Source organism: Streptomyces sp. NBC_00448, from assembly GCF_036014115.1.
In the GTDB taxonomy this organism is placed as follows: domain Bacteria; phylum Actinomycetota; class Actinomycetes; order Streptomycetales; family Streptomycetaceae; genus Actinacidiphila.
Genome location: NZ_CP107913.1, coordinates 16,406 through 35,573 on the forward strand (window position 1 = coordinate 16,406; position 19,168 = coordinate 35,573).

The 19,168-nt window shown below is 70.3% G+C and carries 12 protein-coding genes; 7 read left to right on the forward strand and 5 right to left on the reverse strand.

Features of this window, described 5'->3' with window-relative positions:
- From OG370_RS00060 to dgoD, 3 genes are all read right to left on the reverse strand, one after another.
- The gene (locus OG370_RS00060) at positions 1-2,472 is read right to left on the reverse strand and encodes an RICIN domain-containing protein (protein ID WP_328459255.1); all 2,472 of its coding nucleotides are present in this window, start codon (positions 2,470-2,472) and stop codon (positions 1-3) included.
- 192 nt (positions 2,473-2,664) lie between these two features.
- Entirely contained in the window at positions 2,665-3,546 is an 882-nt protein-coding gene (locus OG370_RS00065; RefSeq protein WP_328459256.1) for an SMP-30/gluconolactonase/LRE family protein, read from the reverse strand.
- 24 nt (positions 3,547-3,570) lie between these two features.
- Complete coding sequence (dgoD, locus tag OG370_RS00070) at positions 3,571-5,679, reverse strand: galactonate dehydratase (RefSeq protein WP_328459257.1); 2,109 nt, start codon at positions 5,677-5,679, stop codon at positions 3,571-3,573.
- A 139-nt stretch (positions 5,680-5,818) separates the two neighbouring features.
- Here dgoD and OG370_RS00075 point away from each other — a divergent pair, with 139 nt between their 5' ends.
- The 5 genes from OG370_RS00075 (at position 5,819) to OG370_RS00095 (ending at position 14,060) form a co-directional block, all read left to right on the forward strand.
- Entirely contained in the window at positions 5,819-6,625 is an 807-nt protein-coding gene (locus tag OG370_RS00075; RefSeq protein ID WP_328459258.1) for a FadR/GntR family transcriptional regulator, read from the forward strand.
- A gap of 13 nt (positions 6,626-6,638) precedes the next feature.
- Positions 6,639-7,442: an SDR family oxidoreductase gene (locus OG370_RS00080; RefSeq protein WP_328473685.1), complete on the forward strand. Its 804-nt coding sequence runs from the start codon at positions 6,639-6,641 to the stop codon at positions 7,440-7,442.
- Complete coding sequence (locus OG370_RS00085) at positions 7,443-8,591, forward strand: alcohol dehydrogenase catalytic domain-containing protein (RefSeq protein WP_328459259.1); 1,149 nt, start codon at positions 7,443-7,445, stop codon at positions 8,589-8,591.
- Positions 8,592-9,213: 622 nt separating this feature from the next.
- On the forward strand, positions 9,214-12,228 hold the full coding sequence (locus OG370_RS00090) for a hypothetical protein (protein WP_328459260.1): 3,015 nt from the start codon (positions 9,214-9,216) through the stop codon (positions 12,226-12,228).
- 323 nt (positions 12,229-12,551) lie between these two features.
- A complete protein-coding gene (locus OG370_RS00095) occupies positions 12,552-14,060 on the forward strand; it encodes an MFS transporter (RefSeq protein WP_328459261.1) in 1,509 nt (502 codons plus the stop codon).
- Positions 14,061-14,124: 64 nt separating this feature from the next.
- Here OG370_RS00095 and OG370_RS00100 read toward each other — a convergent pair whose 3' ends face one another.
- Complete coding sequence (locus tag OG370_RS00100) at positions 14,125-15,618, reverse strand: APC family permease (protein WP_328459262.1); 1,494 nt, start codon at positions 15,616-15,618, stop codon at positions 14,125-14,127.
- A 142-nt stretch (positions 15,619-15,760) separates the two neighbouring features.
- Between OG370_RS00100 and OG370_RS00105 the strand changes: the two genes are divergently transcribed.
- The gene (locus OG370_RS00105) at positions 15,761-16,924 is read left to right on the forward strand and encodes an ROK family protein (RefSeq protein ID WP_328459263.1); all 1,164 of its coding nucleotides are present in this window, start codon (positions 15,761-15,763) and stop codon (positions 16,922-16,924) included.
- A gap of 415 nt (positions 16,925-17,339) precedes the next feature.
- Complete coding sequence (locus tag OG370_RS00110; RefSeq protein ID WP_328459264.1) at positions 17,340-18,008, forward strand: Type 1 glutamine amidotransferase-like domain-containing protein; 669 nt, start codon at positions 17,340-17,342, stop codon at positions 18,006-18,008.
- Positions 18,009-18,082: 74 nt separating this feature from the next.
- Here OG370_RS00110 and OG370_RS00115 read toward each other — a convergent pair whose 3' ends face one another.
- Positions 18,083-19,015, reverse strand: coding sequence for an aminoglycoside phosphotransferase family protein (locus tag OG370_RS00115; protein WP_328459265.1), 933 nt, complete (start codon positions 19,013-19,015; stop codon positions 18,083-18,085).
- Between the last annotated feature and the right edge of the window lie 153 nt (positions 19,016-19,168).

A 19,168-nucleotide genomic window follows, 5' to 3' on the forward strand; every position in this document is an offset into this window, starting at 1 on the left:
TCACGTTGACAGGTTCCGGTTCGTCTCGACGTGCACGACCGTTCCAAGGTTGCTGTCAGAGAACATCTTGGTGACGTACCCGGGCGGCTGGAGCCAGCTACGGTGGTTGTCGAAGAACACCAGGCCCTGGTCCCAGCCGTTGTCGTTCTGTCCATCCGGCTGCAGAGCGTTCGCCGATGAGACCACGGTGACCCGGGAACCGTACTGCTGCAGTAGCGAGATCGCTTTTGCGTTCGCCAGGGCGCGTTCCATGTTGTGCTGCCCGGCGTTGAGTTCGAAAACGTTGATGTGGTAAACGGCATCCTGGTTGTACTGGTGGATCCAGTGGTCGAAGCTCTTCAGTGCATCAATCGACTGCTGTACCGGCTCGGGAGCGTCGTCGCTGATGTGCAGGTCGATGGCGATCTGTGCGTTGTTGGCGGCCGCGTTGCTGAGGATCGAGCGGTAGGCCGACAGGGAGCCGAGGCCGCTGGCCGCGCCGGTCACGTGGTCAGGATCCGTGATGACGTTGCCGTACCCCACGTCGGCGACCGTCACGATGATCGACGCGTCCTTGGCCCAGATCGCGTTCGCGGCATTGTTGAAGCGGGTGGCGTAGTCGGCGTCGACGAGTTCCTCGTTGCCGAATTCGATCTGCCGGAACGTGTAGGGGGCCGGGTGCCCGTCGGCTGCGCGCTTGGCACCCCAGATGGTGCTGGTGGAGCCTTCGAGGTAGTCGACGAAGTCGGCCATGTCCTGGGGCGTCTCGTACGAGTTGAAGCTGGGGATCGCGTTGATGCCCATGGCTTCGGCGAGGTTGAGGAAGTCGGGGATGCCCCAGCCGTTCGTTTCGTACGTGTACCACCATCCGGTGTAGTCGGGTCGGTTCTCTCGCGGACCGACCATGTTCTTCCACTTGTAGTTGGCCCATGTTCCGGGACCGAAGACGCCTGGGTCCGTGCTGGATCCGCCGTAGCGCAGGACGGTGTTGTGCTGCGTCTGCATCGCGTTCACGATGTCGAGCCGGACCGGCAAACCGGCAAACCGTCCCCAGGTGCCTGGCTCGAGGTACACGTACCCGATGTTCACGGTTCCTGGGCGGGTCAGCTTGATCGTGAACCGGCCGGAGGTGTCCGTCGTGTTCGGGGTGAAGGTGAACGCGTACTTGGTCCACCCCGTGCCGTTCACGGTCAGCGACTGCTGTCCGTAGACGGTGCCGGTACTGCTTTCTGCGGCCACCTGTACGGTGACCGGGCGGGTGCTTCGCATGTAGGCGTAACCGTCGTAGGATTTGCCTGCTTGCCAGTTCGTTCCCCATCGGTTCAGGCCCATGTTGTTGACGCCTATCGAGCCGGCGCCGCCCGTGAAGGTGATCTGCTGGCTTTGCGAACCCTTGAATGGATTGGTCTTGTCCAGTACGAACGATCCGCTTGCCTGACCCGAGACCGCCTGGCGCCACATACCGCTGATCCCGGTGTCGCTCTGCGGTTCTGCGAAGCTTTCCCCGAACACCATCTGGCTGTAGAGGCCGCCGTAGATCTCGTGGTTGACGTCCTCCATCCCGACGCCGGTCATCTGCGTCGAATTCACGGCCTGGTTGTTGACCGCATTCACGCTGATCGAGTTACTCACCGGGACGATCGTCCAGTACTGGTCGTTCGCGCTGACGTCGTCCCAGATCTGGGCCTGTGTGCTGTTCGCGGTTCCCGCGCCCACAACGGAGAGCACCCCTGTGGTGCGGCGCTGGTTGACGAGCTTGTAGTAGCCGTTCGGCTGGGCGGTGATCGTCCACGCCTGGTCGGAGGCACTGACGTCGTCGTAGATCATGGCGATCGTGCCGTTGCCTGTACCGCCTCCTGTCAAGGACAGGATCCTGCCGCTCTTGTTGTTCACCAGGTGGTGGTAGCCGCCGCCGATGTCCTGGATCTTCCAGTACTGGTCCGGTGCGGTGATGTCCGTGAAGACGATGGCCGGGGAGTTGTCCGTGGTACCCGCGCCCAGTACGGACAGCGAAGAGCCGCTGTTCTTGTTGATGATCTGGTGGAGCACGCTCGGGTCGAACGTCTGCACCGGGATGATCTGCCATGCCTGGTCCGAGGCGCCGACGTTGTCCCAGACCTGCACGAGGGTGTTGTTCGCCGTGCCGGCGGTCACCGTTGAGAGCGCGGCGCCGGCCCGCTTCCTGTTCGTGATCGACACGCTGTCCGTCGTGGTGCCTGGCGCTACCAGCCAGTCCTGATCGGGGTGGCCGGTCAGGTACTGCCACAGGTGGACCACAGTGCCATTCGCCGTCGCCCCTTGGTCCAACGACAGTGCGCGGCCGCTGCGCACGTTGATGAACTTCGTGTAGCCCTGCTCCGAGTCCTGGAGGTACCAGAACTGGTCCGTCGCATCCACGTCGTCGTAAAGGATTGCGTTGTCGCCGTTGCTGACGCCACCACCGAGCACGGACAGCAGCCGACCGGACGCGACGTTCTTGATCTTGTAGTACACGGTAGGGCTGTAGCCCGTCTCGGCTTGGGCCGAGGGAGATGTCGCCAGCGTGATGCCGCTGGCCAGCAGTGTGGCGCCGGCAGCGGCGAGGGCCTGCCTGCGTGAAAGGTTCGAAGGAGACATCATCGGCTCGCATTCGTGTGGGGGGGGAGGTGTTCGAGGGAGTTGACCGGCGGCCGCGCCGTGGGCCGTTTACGGCGTGGGGGCGTAGGCGTCGGCGGGCAGTCCCTTCACTCCCACCTCGGCGCAGAAGACCTTGCCGGAGTGCTCGTGCCGGGCCCGCTGGGCGCCGCTCATGTCTTCGGCGGAGGTGGTGATGAACAGGGTGTCCAGGTCGGGGCCGCCGAAGGTGCAGCTGGAGACCTGCGGGGCGTCGACTTCGACAATGGCCAGCAATGTGCCGGCCGGTGTGTAGCGATGGACTGCGGAGCCGCCCCACAGCGCCACCCACAGGCAGCCCTCGGCGTCAATGCACATACCGTCGGGATGGCCGAGGGAGGGGGCGATGGTGACAGCCGTGGCCTGACCGGTCAGACGACCGTCGGCGGCCACGTGAAAGCGGTCGACGCGCTGAGTGGGCGTGTCGATGAAGTACAGCCGGTCCCCGTCCGGAGAGAAGGCCAGGCCGTTGGAGATGGTGGTGTGCGTGCGGGCCACGGTGATGCTGCCGTCGGGGTCCAGCCGATACAGCGAGCCGACGCCGGGCTGCTTGCCGAACGCCATGCTTCCCGCCCACAGGGCTCCGCGCGGATCGGCTTTGCCGTCGTTCATCCGCATGCGCTGATCCGCATGGGCCTCAGGCTGCCCCAGCCACGTCACCGTGCCGTCGCAGGACAGATGGGCGAATCCGCAACCGGCGGCCAGCAACCAGCCACCCGCCGGTCCGATCGAGGGCACCACCGCCCCGACGGGAGCGCCGACCGGGAAGCTGTGCTCGACCCCCAGGCGGCCGGCGTCGGTGTCGAAAATGGCCTGGTGCACCAGACCGGCGTACTGGTCGACCCACAGCAGCTTCTGCAGACGCGGGTCCCAGCACGGCCCTTCGGCGTGTTCGGCACGGTGGTCGCCGGCCACCCGGCTGACGATGGTGCGCATGGCTCAGCCCTCGGCGATCTCGGCGACTTCGACGAAGTCCCCGCCGTGGTGCAGGGAGGTCGCCGCGGCGATGACGGCCGCGAGGTCGGCAGCGGCATCGGTGAAGGTCACCAGCGGACGACGCTGCTCGATGATCGCTGCCACCCAGTCGTCGACCATGAGCCGGTGGCTGTCGTAGTAGTTCTCCGGCGGGCTGATGGCAGCACCCTGCGGGGACCCTTCGCCGAAGCTTCGGGCGTGGCCGAGGTCGGCTTCGTAGCTGACACGCACGTCGATGCGGGCCTTCGAGCCGAAGACGGTGGCTTCGGCCTCCTCGACCAGTGCGGCGGCGCCCCATGAGTAGACGGAGTGTCCGGCGAGCCCGGAGGCGAACCGGGCAGTGAGCAGGACGGTTTCCACCGCACCGTCGTCGGCATCCTCAGGCACGGTGCTGTGCTGGGCGGCGACCGCCGTGATCTCTCCGCCGAGCTGGCGCAGCAGGGACATGTGGTGGGTGCCCTGGTCCAGCATGATTCCGGAGGACGGCCCGGTGCCGGCCCTCCAGCCGTCTCGGACCCAGACACCGCCCAGCGTGTAGGCGCGGGTGGTGCGCAGCGCCCGAATCACCCCGGCCTCCCCGGCCGCGATGGCGCGGCGGGCGGCCTTGACTGCCGCCAGGTGCGGGTAGTTCTCCGCGACGGCCGTCACCAGCCCGCTGCTCTCGCCGGCAGTGACCATGCGCGCCGCGTCGGCCACCGATGTAGCAAGGGGCTTCTCCACCAATACGTGCCGTCCGGCCGCCAATGCCTCCAAAGCGGCGTCGACATGCAGGTGATGCGGCAGGCGCTGGTCGACGGCGTCGAACTCGACTCCGGCGGCCAGTACTTCGGCGAGGGAGGCGAAGGCCGGTACGCCCAGCAGGGTGCCGACGGCGTCGGCCCGGTCGGCGTGCGGGTCGACGGCTGCCACGAGGCGGTAGCGGCCGTCGGTCGGCTGCGTGTACACCCGCTTCGCCACCTCCCAGCCGATCGCTCCGCAGCCGGCCAGCACGATCCGCACGATCGCGGGCTCGGAGCCTGGGGGCACGGGAGGTTCGTTGGTCACGGCATGAACGTCCTTTGAGTTGCCGGCGGCGCGTTGGGGGTTGCTCACTGAGTTGCCGGCGGCGCGTTGGGGGTTGCTCACTGCGGGAAGTCCTCCGGTGCTGCTTGGCGGATGGTGGGGATGCCCGGTCGGGGTGGGCCTCGATCGGCTCTGGCCGGTGCGCGCACGGGTGCAATGCGGGGCCGGCACGGCGCCGAACGTCTCGGCAAGGACGGCGGTACGCCGCACTTCGGAGATGCCTCCTGCGTGCGCGATGTCGGGCTGCGCCACCCGTACCCCTGCTTCGAGCACCGGCAGGAATTCCGCATGCGAGCAGAGCCGTTCGCCGGTGGCGATCGTCGTGCTCGTCGGCTCCGTCAGCCTCCGCAGGTTGGCGTGCTCGTGCTCGGGGGCGACGGGCTCCTCGACGAACAGCGGATGCCGGTCCTCCAACTGCCGGATCAGCCGGGCGGCGGCGGGCGCCGCGACCCGGCCGTCGAAGTCGATGGCGAAGTCCCGGTCGTCACCGAGGGCTTCGCGTACCTGCCGCGCGCGCTCCACCACCTGAGCGCTGTCGGAGCGGCTGGGCAGCGCCGTCAGCCGCGCACCGGCGTTCATCTTCACCGCGCTCAGGCCGGCTTCGCGTGGTGCGCGGGCCGCCGTGCCGAGATCGGCGGGGCAGTCGCCGCCGATCCACCCGTAGACCCGCACCGAGTCGCGGACCGGGCCACCGAGCAGTTCGTGCACGGGCACGCCGTACGCCCTGCCCGCAATGTCCCGCAGCGCCTGGTCCAGGCCGGAGACCGCCGAGGCGAGGACAGGGCCTCCGCGGTAGAACCCGCCCTTGGTGAGCCGTTGCCAGTGGTTCTCGATGTACAGCGGATCGGCGCCCGGGAGTTGCGGCCTGAGGGCGGTCAGGGCGGCGCCGACGGCCTCGGCGTCGCCCTCCAAGGTTGCCTCGCCCCACCCGTCGAACCCTGCGTCCGTCGAGATCTTCACGAAGAGCCATCGGGGCGCCACCGGAAACGTCTCGACTGCAGTGATCTGCATGACTCTCCCGCCAGTTGCCATGTAGTCGGTATAATCAGACTATTAGCGAGCGCTGGTCAAGCCTCCTGCACGCACGGAGTAGCGTCGTCGTCCTTCGTCGAGGGCACAGGCAGCCGAAACGAGCCTCAAGGAGGGGCAGTTGAAGAGCTTCGGATCACCGGGAGCGCGGGCCAACGGCCTGCACGCACAGTTGATGGACGCGCTCGGCCGGCGGATCGCCCGGGGCGACTTGCCGGTGGGCAGCGTGATCTCACCCGAGCAGATCGGCGCCGAGTTCGAAGTCTCCCGCTCAGTGGTCCGCGAGGCGCTGCGGGCGCTGGAGATCCTCGGCATGATCCGGCCGCGCCACAAGGCGGGCACCACCATCCAGCCGCAGGCGGGTTGGGCACTGCTCGACCCGCAGGTCATCGACTGGCGTGCGGACGGCCCTGACGCGGACGCCCAGCTCGGGGAGCTGATGGCACTGCGCGAGGCGGTGGAGCCCGCTGCGGCGAGGATCACCGCCGGGCAGGGCGATCAGGTGCTCGTGGAGGGACTGCACGGCGCCCTGGCCCGGATGCGCGAGGCCTACGAGCGCCGCAGCCGCGCCGCGTTCGTCGAGGCGGACACTGCCTTCCACCGCACGATGCTGGAGGGCGCGGCCAACGCGGTGTTCAGCCAGCTTGTGCAGACCCTGCTGGCGACGCTGCACGCCCGATACTCCGATCGCCGCCAGCTGTTCACCGACGACACCGCGGACTCGCTGGAACGCCACGAACGGGTCGTCCTGGCCATTGCGGCGCGCGATCCCGAGGCTGCCGCGGCTGCGTCGGTCGCGCTGGTACGCGCGACGGGCGTCGAGGTCCTGGATGGCGCACCGCCGGCGCAAAGATCACTGCCCGCCCTCGGTTCGCAGCCGGCAACTTCGGCTCCGCCGGCCGCTTCCGCATCCTCACTGGAGCTTTGACGTGCCCCATGCGATGACCACCGCCGGACTTCCGGCCTTCGAACTGACCGGCAGGCTGGCCCTGGTCACCGGCTCAGGCCGCGGCATCGGACTCGCCATAGCCCGCGGCTACGCCATGGCCGGTGCGCGCGTCGTACTCAACGGGCGGGACGCTGTACGGCTGAAGGCGAGCGCGCAGGCACTGCGCGACGAGCTCGTCTCCCGCGACCCGCATCGACCTCCTGCCGACGTGCAGTACAGCGTCTTCGACGTGACCGACAGCGCTGCCGCCGAAGCCGCGTGCAAGGAGATCGCCGACGAGTGCGGCTGCCCTGACATCGTTGTGAACAACGCCGGTATCCAGATCCGCGGACCGCTGATCGAGATGCCGGCCGAGGACTGGCGGCGAGTGCTCGACGTCCATCTCACCGGTGCCTTCACCGTCGGCCGAGCGGTCGCGCGGCGAATGCTGTCGCGTGGCAGCGGCAAGATCATCAACATCTGCTCGGTACAGAGCCACCTGGTGCGCACCACGACCGCGCCTTACGCGGCGGCCAAGAGCGGCCTGGTCGGACTGACCCGGGCGATGTGCGCCGAGTGGGCTCCTTCGGGAGTGCAGGTCAACGGGCTGGCACCGGGCTATCTGGACACCGAACTGAACGCGTCGCTGGTCACCGACCCCGAGTTCACCCGCTGGATCGCCGCCCGCACCCCGGCCCGGCGCTGGGGGCGCGTCGAGGACGTGGTCGGCCCGGCGGTCTGGCTGGCCTCGTCCGCTTCGGACTTCGTCAACGGCCAAGTGATCTACGTCGACGGCGGCATGACAGCGGTGATCTGAATGGGTGCCAGGGCACTGCTCGTCTCACCTCCGACCGCCACGGGACCGCTGCCGCTGACGGTCGGCGTCCGGCCTTTTGCGGCGCCGCGTCCGAGCGACGCCGTCGTCGCCGTCGTCTATGGCGGCATCTGCGGATCCGACCTGCACTACTGGCAGCACGGACAGGTCGGCGAGTCCGTGCTGCGCGCTCCCATGGTGCTCGGGCACGAAGTCGTCGGGATCGTCGCCGAGCCTGCCGCGGACGGCACGGGACCGGCCCGCGGCAGCCGCGTCGCGGTACACCCCGCCCAAGTGTGTGGCGCGTGCACTTACTGTCGGCGCGGTGACGAGCACCTGTGCGCGGACCTGCGCTACCTGGGCAGCGCGGCCCGCACGCCGCATACGGACGGCGGATTCGCAGAACTTCTGGTACTGCCCGCCCGCCGGCTCGTTCCCATCCCCGACGCGCTCGACATGCGCACCGCTGCCCTCGCCGAACCCGCCTCCGTCGCCCTGCACGGCCTCCGCCGGGTGCGAGCGCTGGGCCGCGCCGTCGAGGGCGCCGACGTGTTGGTGATCGGCGCAGGTCCCATCGGACTGCTCGCCGTCGCACTGGCCGCCGCCTCCGGCGCCGCAACGATCACTACGACCGACATTCACGACCGTCCGCTGACGGTGGCTCTGCGGGCCGGGGCCACGCACGTGGTCCGTGCCGAAGTCTCCGTAAGGGGCCGCACCGTGAAGGCCGCCGACGCAAAGCCCGTCGCTGCGCGCGACGGAGAGGTCGCGGGAGGCAATGCAGCCGCAGGGGACACCATCCCCACGGCCGACATCGCTATCGAGTCTTCCGGCTCCCCTCATGGGTTGGCGACAGCGCTGCGTGCGCTGCGCCGAGGCGGGGTGATGGTCAACGTCGGGCACCTGCCGGTCAGCGGGGTCAGCGTTCCACTGCACCTGGCCGTTCCCCGCGAGCTGACGCTCATGGGGTCCAGCCGCTTCTACCACGAGATGCCGGCCGCCCTGGAGACCATGAGCCGCAACGTCGAGCGGTTCGCTCCCATCGTCACGGCCGTCTTCCCCCTGGACCAAGCCGAACATGCCTTCCACGAGGCTGCGGCAACCGAACGCTCCAGCAAGGTCCTGCTTTCCTTCACCGCCGCGGAAACGTAGGGAGAGCCCGCTGACGAGCACACAGCAGTCACAGCCGCCGAAGCCCCAGGCGGCATCCCATCCCGCCCGTAGGGACCAGACATGACGACGGCGCACTTCCGCGCCGGCGAGGACCCGCAACCGGCCTCGACGGTCGGCTGGTGGACGCGGCACACGTCAAACGCGCGGAACGTGTTCTGGCCCAGCACTCTCCCGCCGCCGGATGACACCGACGGGACCGTGACTGCGGGCCGGTGACCTGCGCTGACCTGCACAAAGGCGAGGCATGACCGACGAGGGACCCGCCCGATCCGCCGGGCCGCCACCGCGGAAATCCCCGGCCTCATCCGCCCCCCGACGTGATCCCGATGTCGGTCCACAGGACGGCAGTTCGCGCCCCGCACCCGCTCTTCCGTGATGAGCGGAACTCCTGACGCGCAGGACCAGCGTCTCCCCGCGGACCCGGGCGCCGCCTCCTCCCGCGCAGACATCGGACCCATCCGCTCAGCCAACTCGCTCCTCCCGCAGAAATATTGCGTCCATCCTGTTGACGCCCCCAAGTGCAGCTGCCAGGCTGCGGCAGTCATCGGATGTATCGATTCCCTGCGGGTGAACCCCAGGGGCGACGGTTCCCGGAGCGCTCATGGACTGGACAGCGTCGGCAGGAAGATTCCTCGGATCGGCGGTGGCCCTCCTGCTGGTGGGCGCGGGGGCGTGGGGAGCGGGAGCGGGGACCGCGGCGGCGAGCCCCGCGCAGGCCACGGTCGGGACGGACAGCGGGCCGGCTGTGCTGTGGGCCGCGCCCGACGGTCACGGCTCCGCCTGCGCCGCGCACACTCCCTGCTCGCTGGACACGGCACAGGGCCAGGTGCGGAAGCTGGAGGGGGGCGGGAGCCCGTCCGGGGTCCGGGTCGAACTCACCGACGGCACCTACCGGTTGGCCCGGACGTGGCAGTTCGGAGCGCAGGACTCGGGCACGCCGGGCCATCCCGTGGTGTGGGAGGCCGCGCCCGGCGCCCATCCGGTAATCTCCGGCGCGACGCGGGTGACCGGCTGGCAGCAGAAGGGGAGCACCGGCGTGTGGTCGGCGCGTGTCCCCCGCGACAGCGCCACCCGCCAGCTCTACGTCGGCGGCAAGGAGGCACCCGTCACCCAGGCCACCCCCGCCGCCCTGCACTTCACCGGTGACTGGTCCGGCTCGGCCACCGGGTACGTCCTGGCGAAGGACCCCACCGCACGGGCCTGGTTCGCCGCCCTGACCCCGGCGCAGCTCGCACGGGTCGAGTTCGACTACCCCGCGGGCAACGGGGCGTGGACGGACTCGCGGTGCGGTGTCGCCGGGATGTCCGGGACCACCCTGACCATGGACCAGCCGTGCTGGCGGAACGTCACCGACATCGCGTCCTTCAGCCAGGGCACCGGCGGCCTGCCCTCGATGTCCACCTCGCAGATGCCCGCCACCATCCAGAACGCCCCTGGCCTGCTGGCGCCCGGCCAGTGGTACCTCGACTCGGGTGACACCGGCGGTTCCGCCGACACGCTGTACTACACCCCGGCCGCCGGCCAGAAGATGAGCAGCCTCGACGTCGAACTCCCGCGGCTGGAACGGCTGGTGCAGGGCGCGGGCAGCCTCGCGCACCCGCTGCACGACCTCACCTTCTCGGGCCTGCGCTTCTCCTACGCCACCTGGAACGCCCCCTCGCTGCCGACGGGCTTCGCCGACGTGCAGAGCAACCTGCACCGTACCGGCGAGACCAACCAGGGCCTGTGCACCTTCTCCGACCCGGCCGGCAGCTGCCCGTGGGGAGCGCTCACCCAGCCGCTGGCCAACGTCTCCTTCAGCGGGGCGAGTCGGGTGACCCTGACCGCCAACCGGTTCGTGGACCTCGGCGGGGCCGGCCTGAGCTTCATGTACGGCGGCACCCACAACGTCGTCGACGGCAACGAGTTCACCGCGATCGCGTCCACCGCGGTCTCCCTCGGCTGCACCTACGACCCGACCCCGACCCGGACGCCGGCCGCGGTGATCGAGGCGAACTGCACCCCGGATCCCGGCCTGGTGCGGGGTGACACCGTCGGCGACAACGAGATCCTGGACCACACCACGGTCTCCGACAACGTGATCCACGACGTCGGCACCGACTACCGCTCGGCCTGCGGCATCACGCTGCTGTTCAGCCGGCACACCTCGATCACCCACAACGAGGTGTACGACCTGCCCTACACCGGCATCACCGCCGGGGTCATCCAGGGCCACGTCGACGAGGCCGACCACCCGCAGAACTCCACCAACGTCAACGCCGACAACACCATCAGCGACAACCTGATCTTCGACGTGATGCAGGTCCTTGACGACGGCGGCGCGATCTACATGGAGGGGCACCAGACCCAGTACGTGAACGCGGCGGACGGCACGCTCGACCCGGTCACGACCCTCGCCAACGGCCTGCACGTCACCGGCAACGTCGTCTACAACGACGGCTCGCGCTACGAGGCCTTCTACGACGACGCCGGTTCGGAGTGGATCGGCTTCAGCGGCAACGTCGAGTTCCACCCGCTGGCCGCGATCGGCGCGCAGGGCGGCTGCTCGTCCACCGGCCACTTCTGGGTCACCGGCAACTGGTTCGCCGACCCGGCGGGCAACTACCTCTGCAACGGTCCGGTCGACTCCCACGTCAGCGGCAACACCGCGATCCCCGCCTCGCCCGGGCCGGGCGACCTCCCCGAGGCCGTCCTGGCGAAGGCCGGCGTCACCGCAGCGCACCGGTCCCTGGCCGGCGGTGTCCCGCTGCACACCAGCTACGTCTCCGCGCCCGCGCCGGTCGCCGCCGGTTCCGGCACGGACGAGGTCCTCGTCGCGGGCGCGGGGTTCTCGCCCACCACTCCGGTGTACTTCGGCGGCCGGCTTGCCAGTGACGTGCGGTTCGTCTCCGCCGGCTTCCTCCTCGCCACCGTGCCCGCCGGGGCGGACGGCACCGACGTCACCGTGGGTCCCTACGTGCCCAGGCCCGCGATCACCACTCCGGCCGGCGGCAGCACCGGGCTTGGCGCGTCCATCACGGTGGCCGGGACGGGCGTGGCCGGCGACAGCGTGGCCGTCAGCGACACCAGCGGTGGCGGCTGCACCGCCACGGCCGGGTCCGACGGGACCTGGAGCTGCGCGCTGAGCGGCGCGGCGGACGGACCGCACACGCTGACCGCCGTCCAGACCAGCCGCGACGGCGTCGCCTCCAAGGCGTCGTCGGCCGTCCTGGTCTACGTCGGCACCCCGTCGGCCGCGGCCCGCGTCAACGACACCGACCCGTCGATCGCCTACTCCGGCTGGGACTACTCGAACGGCCGGGGCTACGGCGACCTCGACGACGACCTCCACTACGCCACGACGGACGGAAGCAGCCTCGCCTCCACCTTCATCGGCACCGGAGTGGTCGTCTTCGGCGAGGAGTACACCGACCAGGGCGACATCAGCGTCTCGATCGACGGCGGCCCGGCCACCGTGGTCGACACGGTCCCCGCGGACGGCGCGCGCCACACCGACGTCCCCGTCTACTCCAGCGGCACGCTGTCCGCCGGGGTCCACACCGTGGTCGTCACCAAACTCTCCGGCTCCTACGCGACCTTCGACGGGATCGAGGTCGACAACGCGGCAGCCCGGTGACCCCGGTGGACGGGCGCTGACGCGTCGTCATCGCGCGGGCCTGCGCGCGGCGGATCTCTCCGTCGCGCGCAGGCCCGCGAGCAGTGAGCGAGCGTCGCGGCGGTACGGGCCGGGTATCGGCGAAGATCCAGCCGGCGCCGTCCGGCAGCACAGACGCGGCCGGCTCCGTACGCCCAGGGGAAGATCGCCCGCGAACAACCGGACAACTTTCGTACGGCCCGGCCCGCTCGGCGCCTTGCCTCTGCACATCCATCCGCCCCGGCGCGGGACGGCTAACGTGGGAGGGCAAATCGTGATGCACGCGACATAAGGAGCGAATGGGCGTGGAGCGCAAGTGGTGGACTCTGATCGCGGTGTCGGTCGCGACGTTCATGCTCCTGCTCGACATCACGGTGGTGAACGTGGCGCTGCCGTCGATCCGGAAGGACCTGAACGCCAGCTTCACGGACCTGCAGTGGGTACTGGACGCGTATGCGCTGACCCTCGCCGCGCTGGTGCTGACCGCCGGCTCGCTGGCCGACCGGCTGGGCCGGCGCAAGGTGTTCGCCTGGGGGCTGGCGATCTTCTCCGTGGCCTCGCTGCTGTGCGCCCTCTCGCCGGATCCGACCTTCCTGAACTTGGCACGGGCGGTCCAGGGCGTCGGCGGCGCCGCGATGTTCGCGGTCTCGCTGGCGCTGGTGGCCCAGGAGTTCGCCGCGGGCCGGGAACGGGGAGTGGCGATGGGGTTGTACGGCTCGACGATCGGCGTGGCGGTCGCGGTGGGACCGCTGATCGGCGGGGCGCTGACGGACTCGCTGGGCTGGGAGTCGATCTTCTACCTGAACGTGCCGATCGGCGCGCTGACGCTGATGGTGACCTTCGCGCGGCTGCGGGAGAGCCGCGATCCCCACGCGACGCAGGTCGACTGGCCTGGCGTGGCGGCATTCAGCGGCTCCCTGTTCCTGCTGGTGCTGGCCTTGGTGCGGGGGAACGACGAGGGCTGGACGAGCACGCTGATCCTGTCGTTGCTGTCGGCGTCCGCGGCGCTCATGGTGGCGTTCGTCTGGATCGAGTTCCGGGTCCCCGAGCCGATGCTCCCGATGGCGCTCTTCCGGCGACGCGCCTTCACCGGTGTGCAGTTGGCGGCGTTCGGGGTGTCCAGCTCCCTGTTCGCGCTGTTCCTCTACCTCACGCTGTACATGCAGAACTATCTCGGGCTCACGCCCTTCGGCACCGGCCTGCGCTACCTGCCGGTCACCGTGGTGAGCTTCCTCTTCGCGCCGATCGCCGGACTGCTGCTCTCGCGGGTGCCGGCCCGGGTGCTGCTCGGCACCGGCCTGGCGGCGGTCGGACTCGGCCTGTACCTCATGGGCGGCATCGCACCCGGCGACGGGTGGACCACGCTGCTGCCCGGTTTCCTGATCGCGGGCGCGGGGGTGGGACTGATCAACCCGGTGATCGCGGACGTGGCGGTGAGCGTGGTGCCCAAACAGCAGAGCGGGATGGCGGCGGGCATCAACGACACGTTCCGGCAGGTCGGGATCGCGGTGGGCGTCGCCGTCTGGGGAGCGATCTTCGTGGGCCGGGGCGCCGCGGAGGTCCGCAAGGCGGCCGCGGGGACACCCGCGGCGAGCGGCAGCCATCCGCACGAACTGGTCGAGGCCGCCTCGTCGGGGAACCTGGACCAGGTGCTCGCCACCATCCCGCCGCAGTTCCGGCAGTCGGTCGCCAAAGCGGCCCGCGAGGGGTTCCTCGACGGCTTCAACGATGTGGTCTACCTCGGCTCGCTGGTCTGCTTCGCCGGCGCGGTGATGGCCGTCTGGCTGGTCCGGGAGCGCGAGATCGAGCGCTGAGCGGGCCTGTTCCCGACACCGCCCGCCCGCCGGCACGGCTCGTGCCGGCGGGCCCGTTCGTGCGTCAGGCGCCCACCGGGACGGTGCCCGTGTCCTCCTCGGGATCGGTGTCCGGGTCGACGCCCGTCAGGTACTCCTCCGAGATCTCCTTGGGTCCGAACGGCCAGACCTTCTCGTAGCGCGACCACAGCGCGAAGGCGACCACGCCCAGCACCACCCAGGCCAGCGACCACTCGATGGGATGCCGCCCGGGCGAGTTCTTGTCCGCGTAGCCGTAGACGACCAGCCAGCCGACCAGCGCCACGATCGCCGGCACCGGGTAGAGCCACATCAGGTACGGGCGGCGCAGGCCCGGCCGGCGGCGGCGCAGGACACCGAGGGCGAGGATCTGCGCCAGCGCCTGGACGATCACCATCACCGTCGTGAGCAGCTGGATCAGCGTCTGGAGGTCGGTGTGCCGGCCGATCAGGAAGCCGCCCGCGGTGACCACACCCATGGTGGCCAGCCCCCACACCGGGAAGCGGTGCCGCTCGTGCAGCCGGCCGTAGGGCCGGAAGAAGACCCGCTCGCGCGCCGCGTCACAGGGCACCCGGGAACCGCCCAGCAGCCCGGTGAAGACCGAGGCGAACGCGGTGATCAGGATGAGCACCGTGACGGTGTCCGCGGCGCCCTTGCCCCAGGTCTTTTCCAGCACCGCCGAGGCGACCGAGGTGGACGCGATGTCGTGCGGGTCGGTCATCCGGTGCCAGTCCACCACGCCGAGGGTGCCGATCTGGAGCATCAGGTAGATCGCCATGATGCCGAGGATCGAGAAGATGATGGAGCGCGGCAGCACCCGGCCCGGGTTCTTGATCTCGGCGCCCATGTAGGCGGTGGTGTTGTAGCCGAGGTAGTCGTAGATGCCGATGGTCAGGCCGCCGGCGAAGCCGGTCCAGAAGCGGCCGGTGGTCAGCGCGAAGGCGTGCGCGGGGTAGGTGAAGGCCAGGTGTCCCGAGAAGTGGGTGGCCGCGGCGATGATCACCAGCAGCACCGACACGATCATCACCGCCCACATCACCGCGGTGATCTTGGCGATGTGCTCGATCCCCCGCCACAGCAGCCCGATCACCACGGCGATCACCGCGAGCCCGATCAGGTCGCCGGTGGTCCGGCCCATGTGCGGCGCGAGGTAGCCGAGGTACTGCACGAAGCCGACCACTCCGGTGGACATGATCAGCGGGATGAACAGCATCGCGGTCCACACGAACAGGAACGGCATCAACTTGCCGCTGCGGTACTGGAACGCCTGCCGCAGGTAGACGTAGCTGCCGCCGGAGCCCGGCATCGAGGCGCCCAACTCCGCCCACACCAGGCCGTCGGCCAGCGCCAGCAGCGCGCCGGCCACGAAGCCGATCACCGCCTGCGGGCCGCCGAAGGCACCCACCATCAGAGGGATCGTGACGAACGGCCCGATGCCGCACATCTGACTCATGTTGATCGCGGTGGCCTGGAACGGGCCGATGCGGCGGACGAAGCCATCGGCGGACGCTGGGCTGCCGGACGGTGGGCTGCCGGACATGGGGGGCTCCTGAGCTGGTGGGATCACAGGCGTGGCGCGGGTGCCGAAGCGTTCAAGTTAAGTTCCTTTACTAATAGCGTCAAGAGGTGGCGCCGACCGGCCGTTCGGCCGTCTACCCGGGCGATGGGCGAGAATGCCCTCTATGACCAGCAGCGACGACGGCGCCGAGCGGCCCTGGAACCAGCAGCGGCTGCGCAGCTCCAACGAACGCCTGCTGCTGGAGCGGTTGCGCGCCGCCCCCGCCTCGCGTGCCCAACTCGCCCGCGCCACCGGCTTGTCCAAGCCGACCGTCTCCAGCGCGCTGGCCGCCCTGGAGGCCGCGGGACTCGTCCGCGAGGCCGGCCACCACATCCCCGACCGGGGCAGGGCCGCGGTGCTGTACTCCCCCGACCCCTCGGCCGGTTACGCCCTCGGCATCGACATCGGCCGGGCCTGGCTGCGGGTGGTGCTCGCCGACCTCGACGGCACGGTGGTCGCCCGCGGTGACGTACGCAACCGGGCCCGCACCTCGGCCGCGATGGCCGATCTGGTGGTCGCCACCGCGCACCGGGTCGTCGCCGAATCGGCGGTGCCCGCGGCCAAGCTGGCCCACGCCGTCGTCGGCACCCCCGGGGTCTACGACGCGGCCGCCCGACGGGTTCGGTACGCCCTCCACCTGCCCGGCTGGGGCCGCGCCGGGCTCTTCGACCGGATGCGGGAGGAACTCGGCGTGCCGCTGGCCGTCCACAACGACGCGAACCTCGCCGCCCTCGGCGAGTACTCCTTCGGTGTCGGCGCGGGCAGCCGGCTGTTCGTCTACGTGATGATCGGCACCGGCCTCGGCATGGGGATCGTGGCCGACGGCTCCCCCTTCACCGGGGCGAACGGCGCCGCCGGCGAGATCGGCTTCCTGCCCTGGCCCGGACGCGAGCCCGGCACCCTGGAGGACACCGTCTCGGCCGACGCCGTCGTACGCGCTGCCCGCGCGCTCGGCATGACCGGCACGCTGACCGCCAAGTCGGTGTTCGACGCCGCGCGTTCGGGCGCCCCCGCCGCGGTGGCCGCGGTCCGCCAGGAGGGCGAGCGCCTCGCCCACACCGTGGCCGCCGTCGCCGCGGTCCTCGACCCCGACCTCGTGGTCCTCGGCGGCGGCGTCGGCCACAGCGCAGACCTCCTGCTCACCACGGTGCACGACACCCTCCGCCGGCTCACCCCGCTGCGCCCCCGCGTCGTGGCCAGCGCGCTCGGCGAGGACGCGGTAGTGCTGGGGGCGGTGGCGACCGCACTCGACACGGCGCGGGACGTCGTCTTCGCGCAGCGGGGCTGAGCCTTCGGGCGGCGGGCGTGGCCGGGAACCGGCCCGGCCGGCGGTGTCCGGAGCCGGCCGGGCCGCGTTGGCGCGCGGTTCCTCGAACGGGGCCTGCCCGTCGCCGAACCCGGCTTCCGGCTCGCGGCTTCCGGCTTCCGGCGGCCGCGCAGCGCCTGGCCTGGCCTGCGGCTCGATCGCACGGTGGCGCTGGAGCCGGTCGGCCCTCCTTCCGCCGCCGGTGTCGGGTGCGTTCTCGAAGTACCGGACGGCGACGGGCCCGTTCTCGACAACCCAGGACCCCGCCGGCTTGCTCGCGCACGCGTGGGAGTCAGTGCGCCGTGGTTGACTCGTCCGCCGAAGAACCCTGCGGCAGTTGAAGGTTTCCACGGCTCGCCGTGGCCGGTTCCGGCACTCGATGGACAAGGAAGGCGCGATGAAGCTTCTCCTCACCTCCGGCGGCGTCAGCAACCACAGCATCCGTGACGCCCTCGTCGACATGCTGGGCAAACCCCTCGCCGAGTCCACCGCCCTGTGCATCCCCACCGCGATGTACGGCATGCTGCCCGGGACCGCGGTCATGACGTGGCGGCAGATCGCAGGGCAGACGTCCACGCCCATGGTCGAGCTGGGATGGAAGTCCGTGGGCATGCTGGAGCTGACCGCGCTGCCCAGTATCGACGAGGAGAGCTGGGTCCCCCTGGTCCGGGAGACCGATGCCCTGCTGGTGTGCGGCGGCGACGTGCTGTATCTGCACCACTGGATGCGTGAGTCCGGCCTGGCCGATCTGTTCTCGTCGCTGAGCGAGACGGTCTACGTGGGACTGAGCGCCGGCAGCATGGTGATGGCCCCGCACGTCGGCGAGGAGTTCGTGGGCTGGAAGCCGGCCGCCGGCGGCGACAGCGCGCTGGGCATGGTCGGTTTCTCGGTCTTCCCGCATCTGGACAACGTCATGTGCCCGGAGAACACCATGGCCGACGCCGAGAAGTGGGCCGCGCGCCTGCCGGTGCCGGGGTACGCGGTCGACGACGACACGGCCATCAAGGTGGTGGACGGCGCCATTGAGGTCGACTCCGAGGGGCACTGGAAGTTCTTCGAGCGCTAGGGTGCGGTCGAAGGGGTGCCCCGTCGGGTGATCTCCTCCGTGGGGGCACATGGCGGCAGGGCCCCTGGTGCGGCTCAGGTTCGTCGAGGACCGAATCGGGTCTGACGCTCGCTCAGGAGCCGGTCGAGCGCTGCCCGTCCCGCCGGACCCCACGCCGGCTTGCCGCCGGGCAGACCGCGGTCCCCGTTCTGGCCCATCAGCATCAGGAAGAGGCTCTTCAGCGCGGCCAGCCCGCGGGCGCGCCGGACCGTCGCCTCGTCGACCTCCGCGTACGCCTGGAAGAAGCGTGCGGCCGCGCCCGCCGGCAGCAGCACCCAGGAGGCTGCCAGGTCCCATGCCGGGTCGCCGACGCACACGGCGCCGAAGTCGACGACGCCCACCAGCGTCCCGTCCGCGACGACGACGTTCGCGGGATGCAGGTCGCCGTGCACCCACACCGGCGGGCCTTGCCACGCGGGGGCCGCGACGGCGTCGTCCCAGACGGCCCGGACGTCGGCCGCGTCGAAGCCGATCGCGTCAGCGTCGACGGAGTCGAGGAACTGGTGGAAGCCGTCCGCGCAGTCTGCGGGGTGCGCGCCGACGCCCGCACCCACCGGTGCGTCGGCGGGCGCTTCGACGTGCAGCGCCCGGAGGAACGCCGCCAGGGTGTCGGCCGCGTGCTCGCCGCGGGTGATCGACCCACGGTCCAGTGGCAGACCCGGCACCCACGTCATGACCGTCCAGATCTTGGGGAAACGCTCGGAGGGCGCACCACTGCGCACCGGGACGGGGATGGGCAGCGGCAGGCGCGGAGCGAGCAGCGGCAGCCACCGGCGCTCCTTGAGCTGCTCGTCGGGTTCGGTGTTCATCCGCTGGATCCGCACGGCCAACTCGTCCCCAAGGCGCCACATCTGGTTGCCCCAGCCGCCGTCGACCTCGCGCAGGGACAGCTCGGCCAGGTCAGGATGCTGGTCCCGCAGCAGGTCGCGGATGAGATGCGCGGTGACCTCGGTCTCGATGTCGGTCATGCGGAGCAACCGTACCGGGTTCGACCACGACCGCGGTTCCCGGGCGTCACACCCGGCCATGGTCGGGGATTCCGGTACCGCCGCGACCTGGTCCACGGTGCGGCGACGCCGCCGGATCGCCGAGGACGGTCGTTCTGCCGGATCGCCGAGAAA

Excerpts from the sequence above, each read along its gene's own strand:
- dgoD (WP_328459257.1), bottom strand. The coding sequence starts at position 5,679 with ATGCAGATCACTGCAGTCGAGACGTTTCCGGTGGCGCCCCGATGGCTC.
- OG370_RS00080 (WP_328473685.1), top strand. The coding sequence starts at position 6,639 with ATGACCACCGCCGGACTTCCGGCCTTCGAACTGACCGGCAGGCTGGCC.
- OG370_RS00085 (WP_328459259.1), top strand. The coding sequence starts at position 7,443 with ATGGGTGCCAGGGCACTGCTCGTCTCACCTCCGACCGCCACGGGACCG.
- OG370_RS00090 (WP_328459260.1), top strand. The coding sequence starts at position 9,214 with ATGGACTGGACAGCGTCGGCAGGAAGATTCCTCGGATCGGCGGTGGCC.
- OG370_RS00100 (WP_328459262.1), bottom strand. The coding sequence starts at position 15,618 with ATGTCCGGCAGCCCACCGTCCGGCAGCCCAGCGTCCGCCGATGGCTTC.
- OG370_RS00105 (WP_328459263.1), top strand. The coding sequence starts at position 15,761 with ATGACCAGCAGCGACGACGGCGCCGAGCGGCCCTGGAACCAGCAGCGG.
- OG370_RS00110 (WP_328459264.1), top strand. The coding sequence starts at position 17,340 with ATGAAGCTTCTCCTCACCTCCGGCGGCGTCAGCAACCACAGCATCCGT.
- OG370_RS00115 (WP_328459265.1), bottom strand. The coding sequence starts at position 19,015 with ATGACCGACATCGAGACCGAGGTCACCGCGCATCTCATCCGCGACCTG.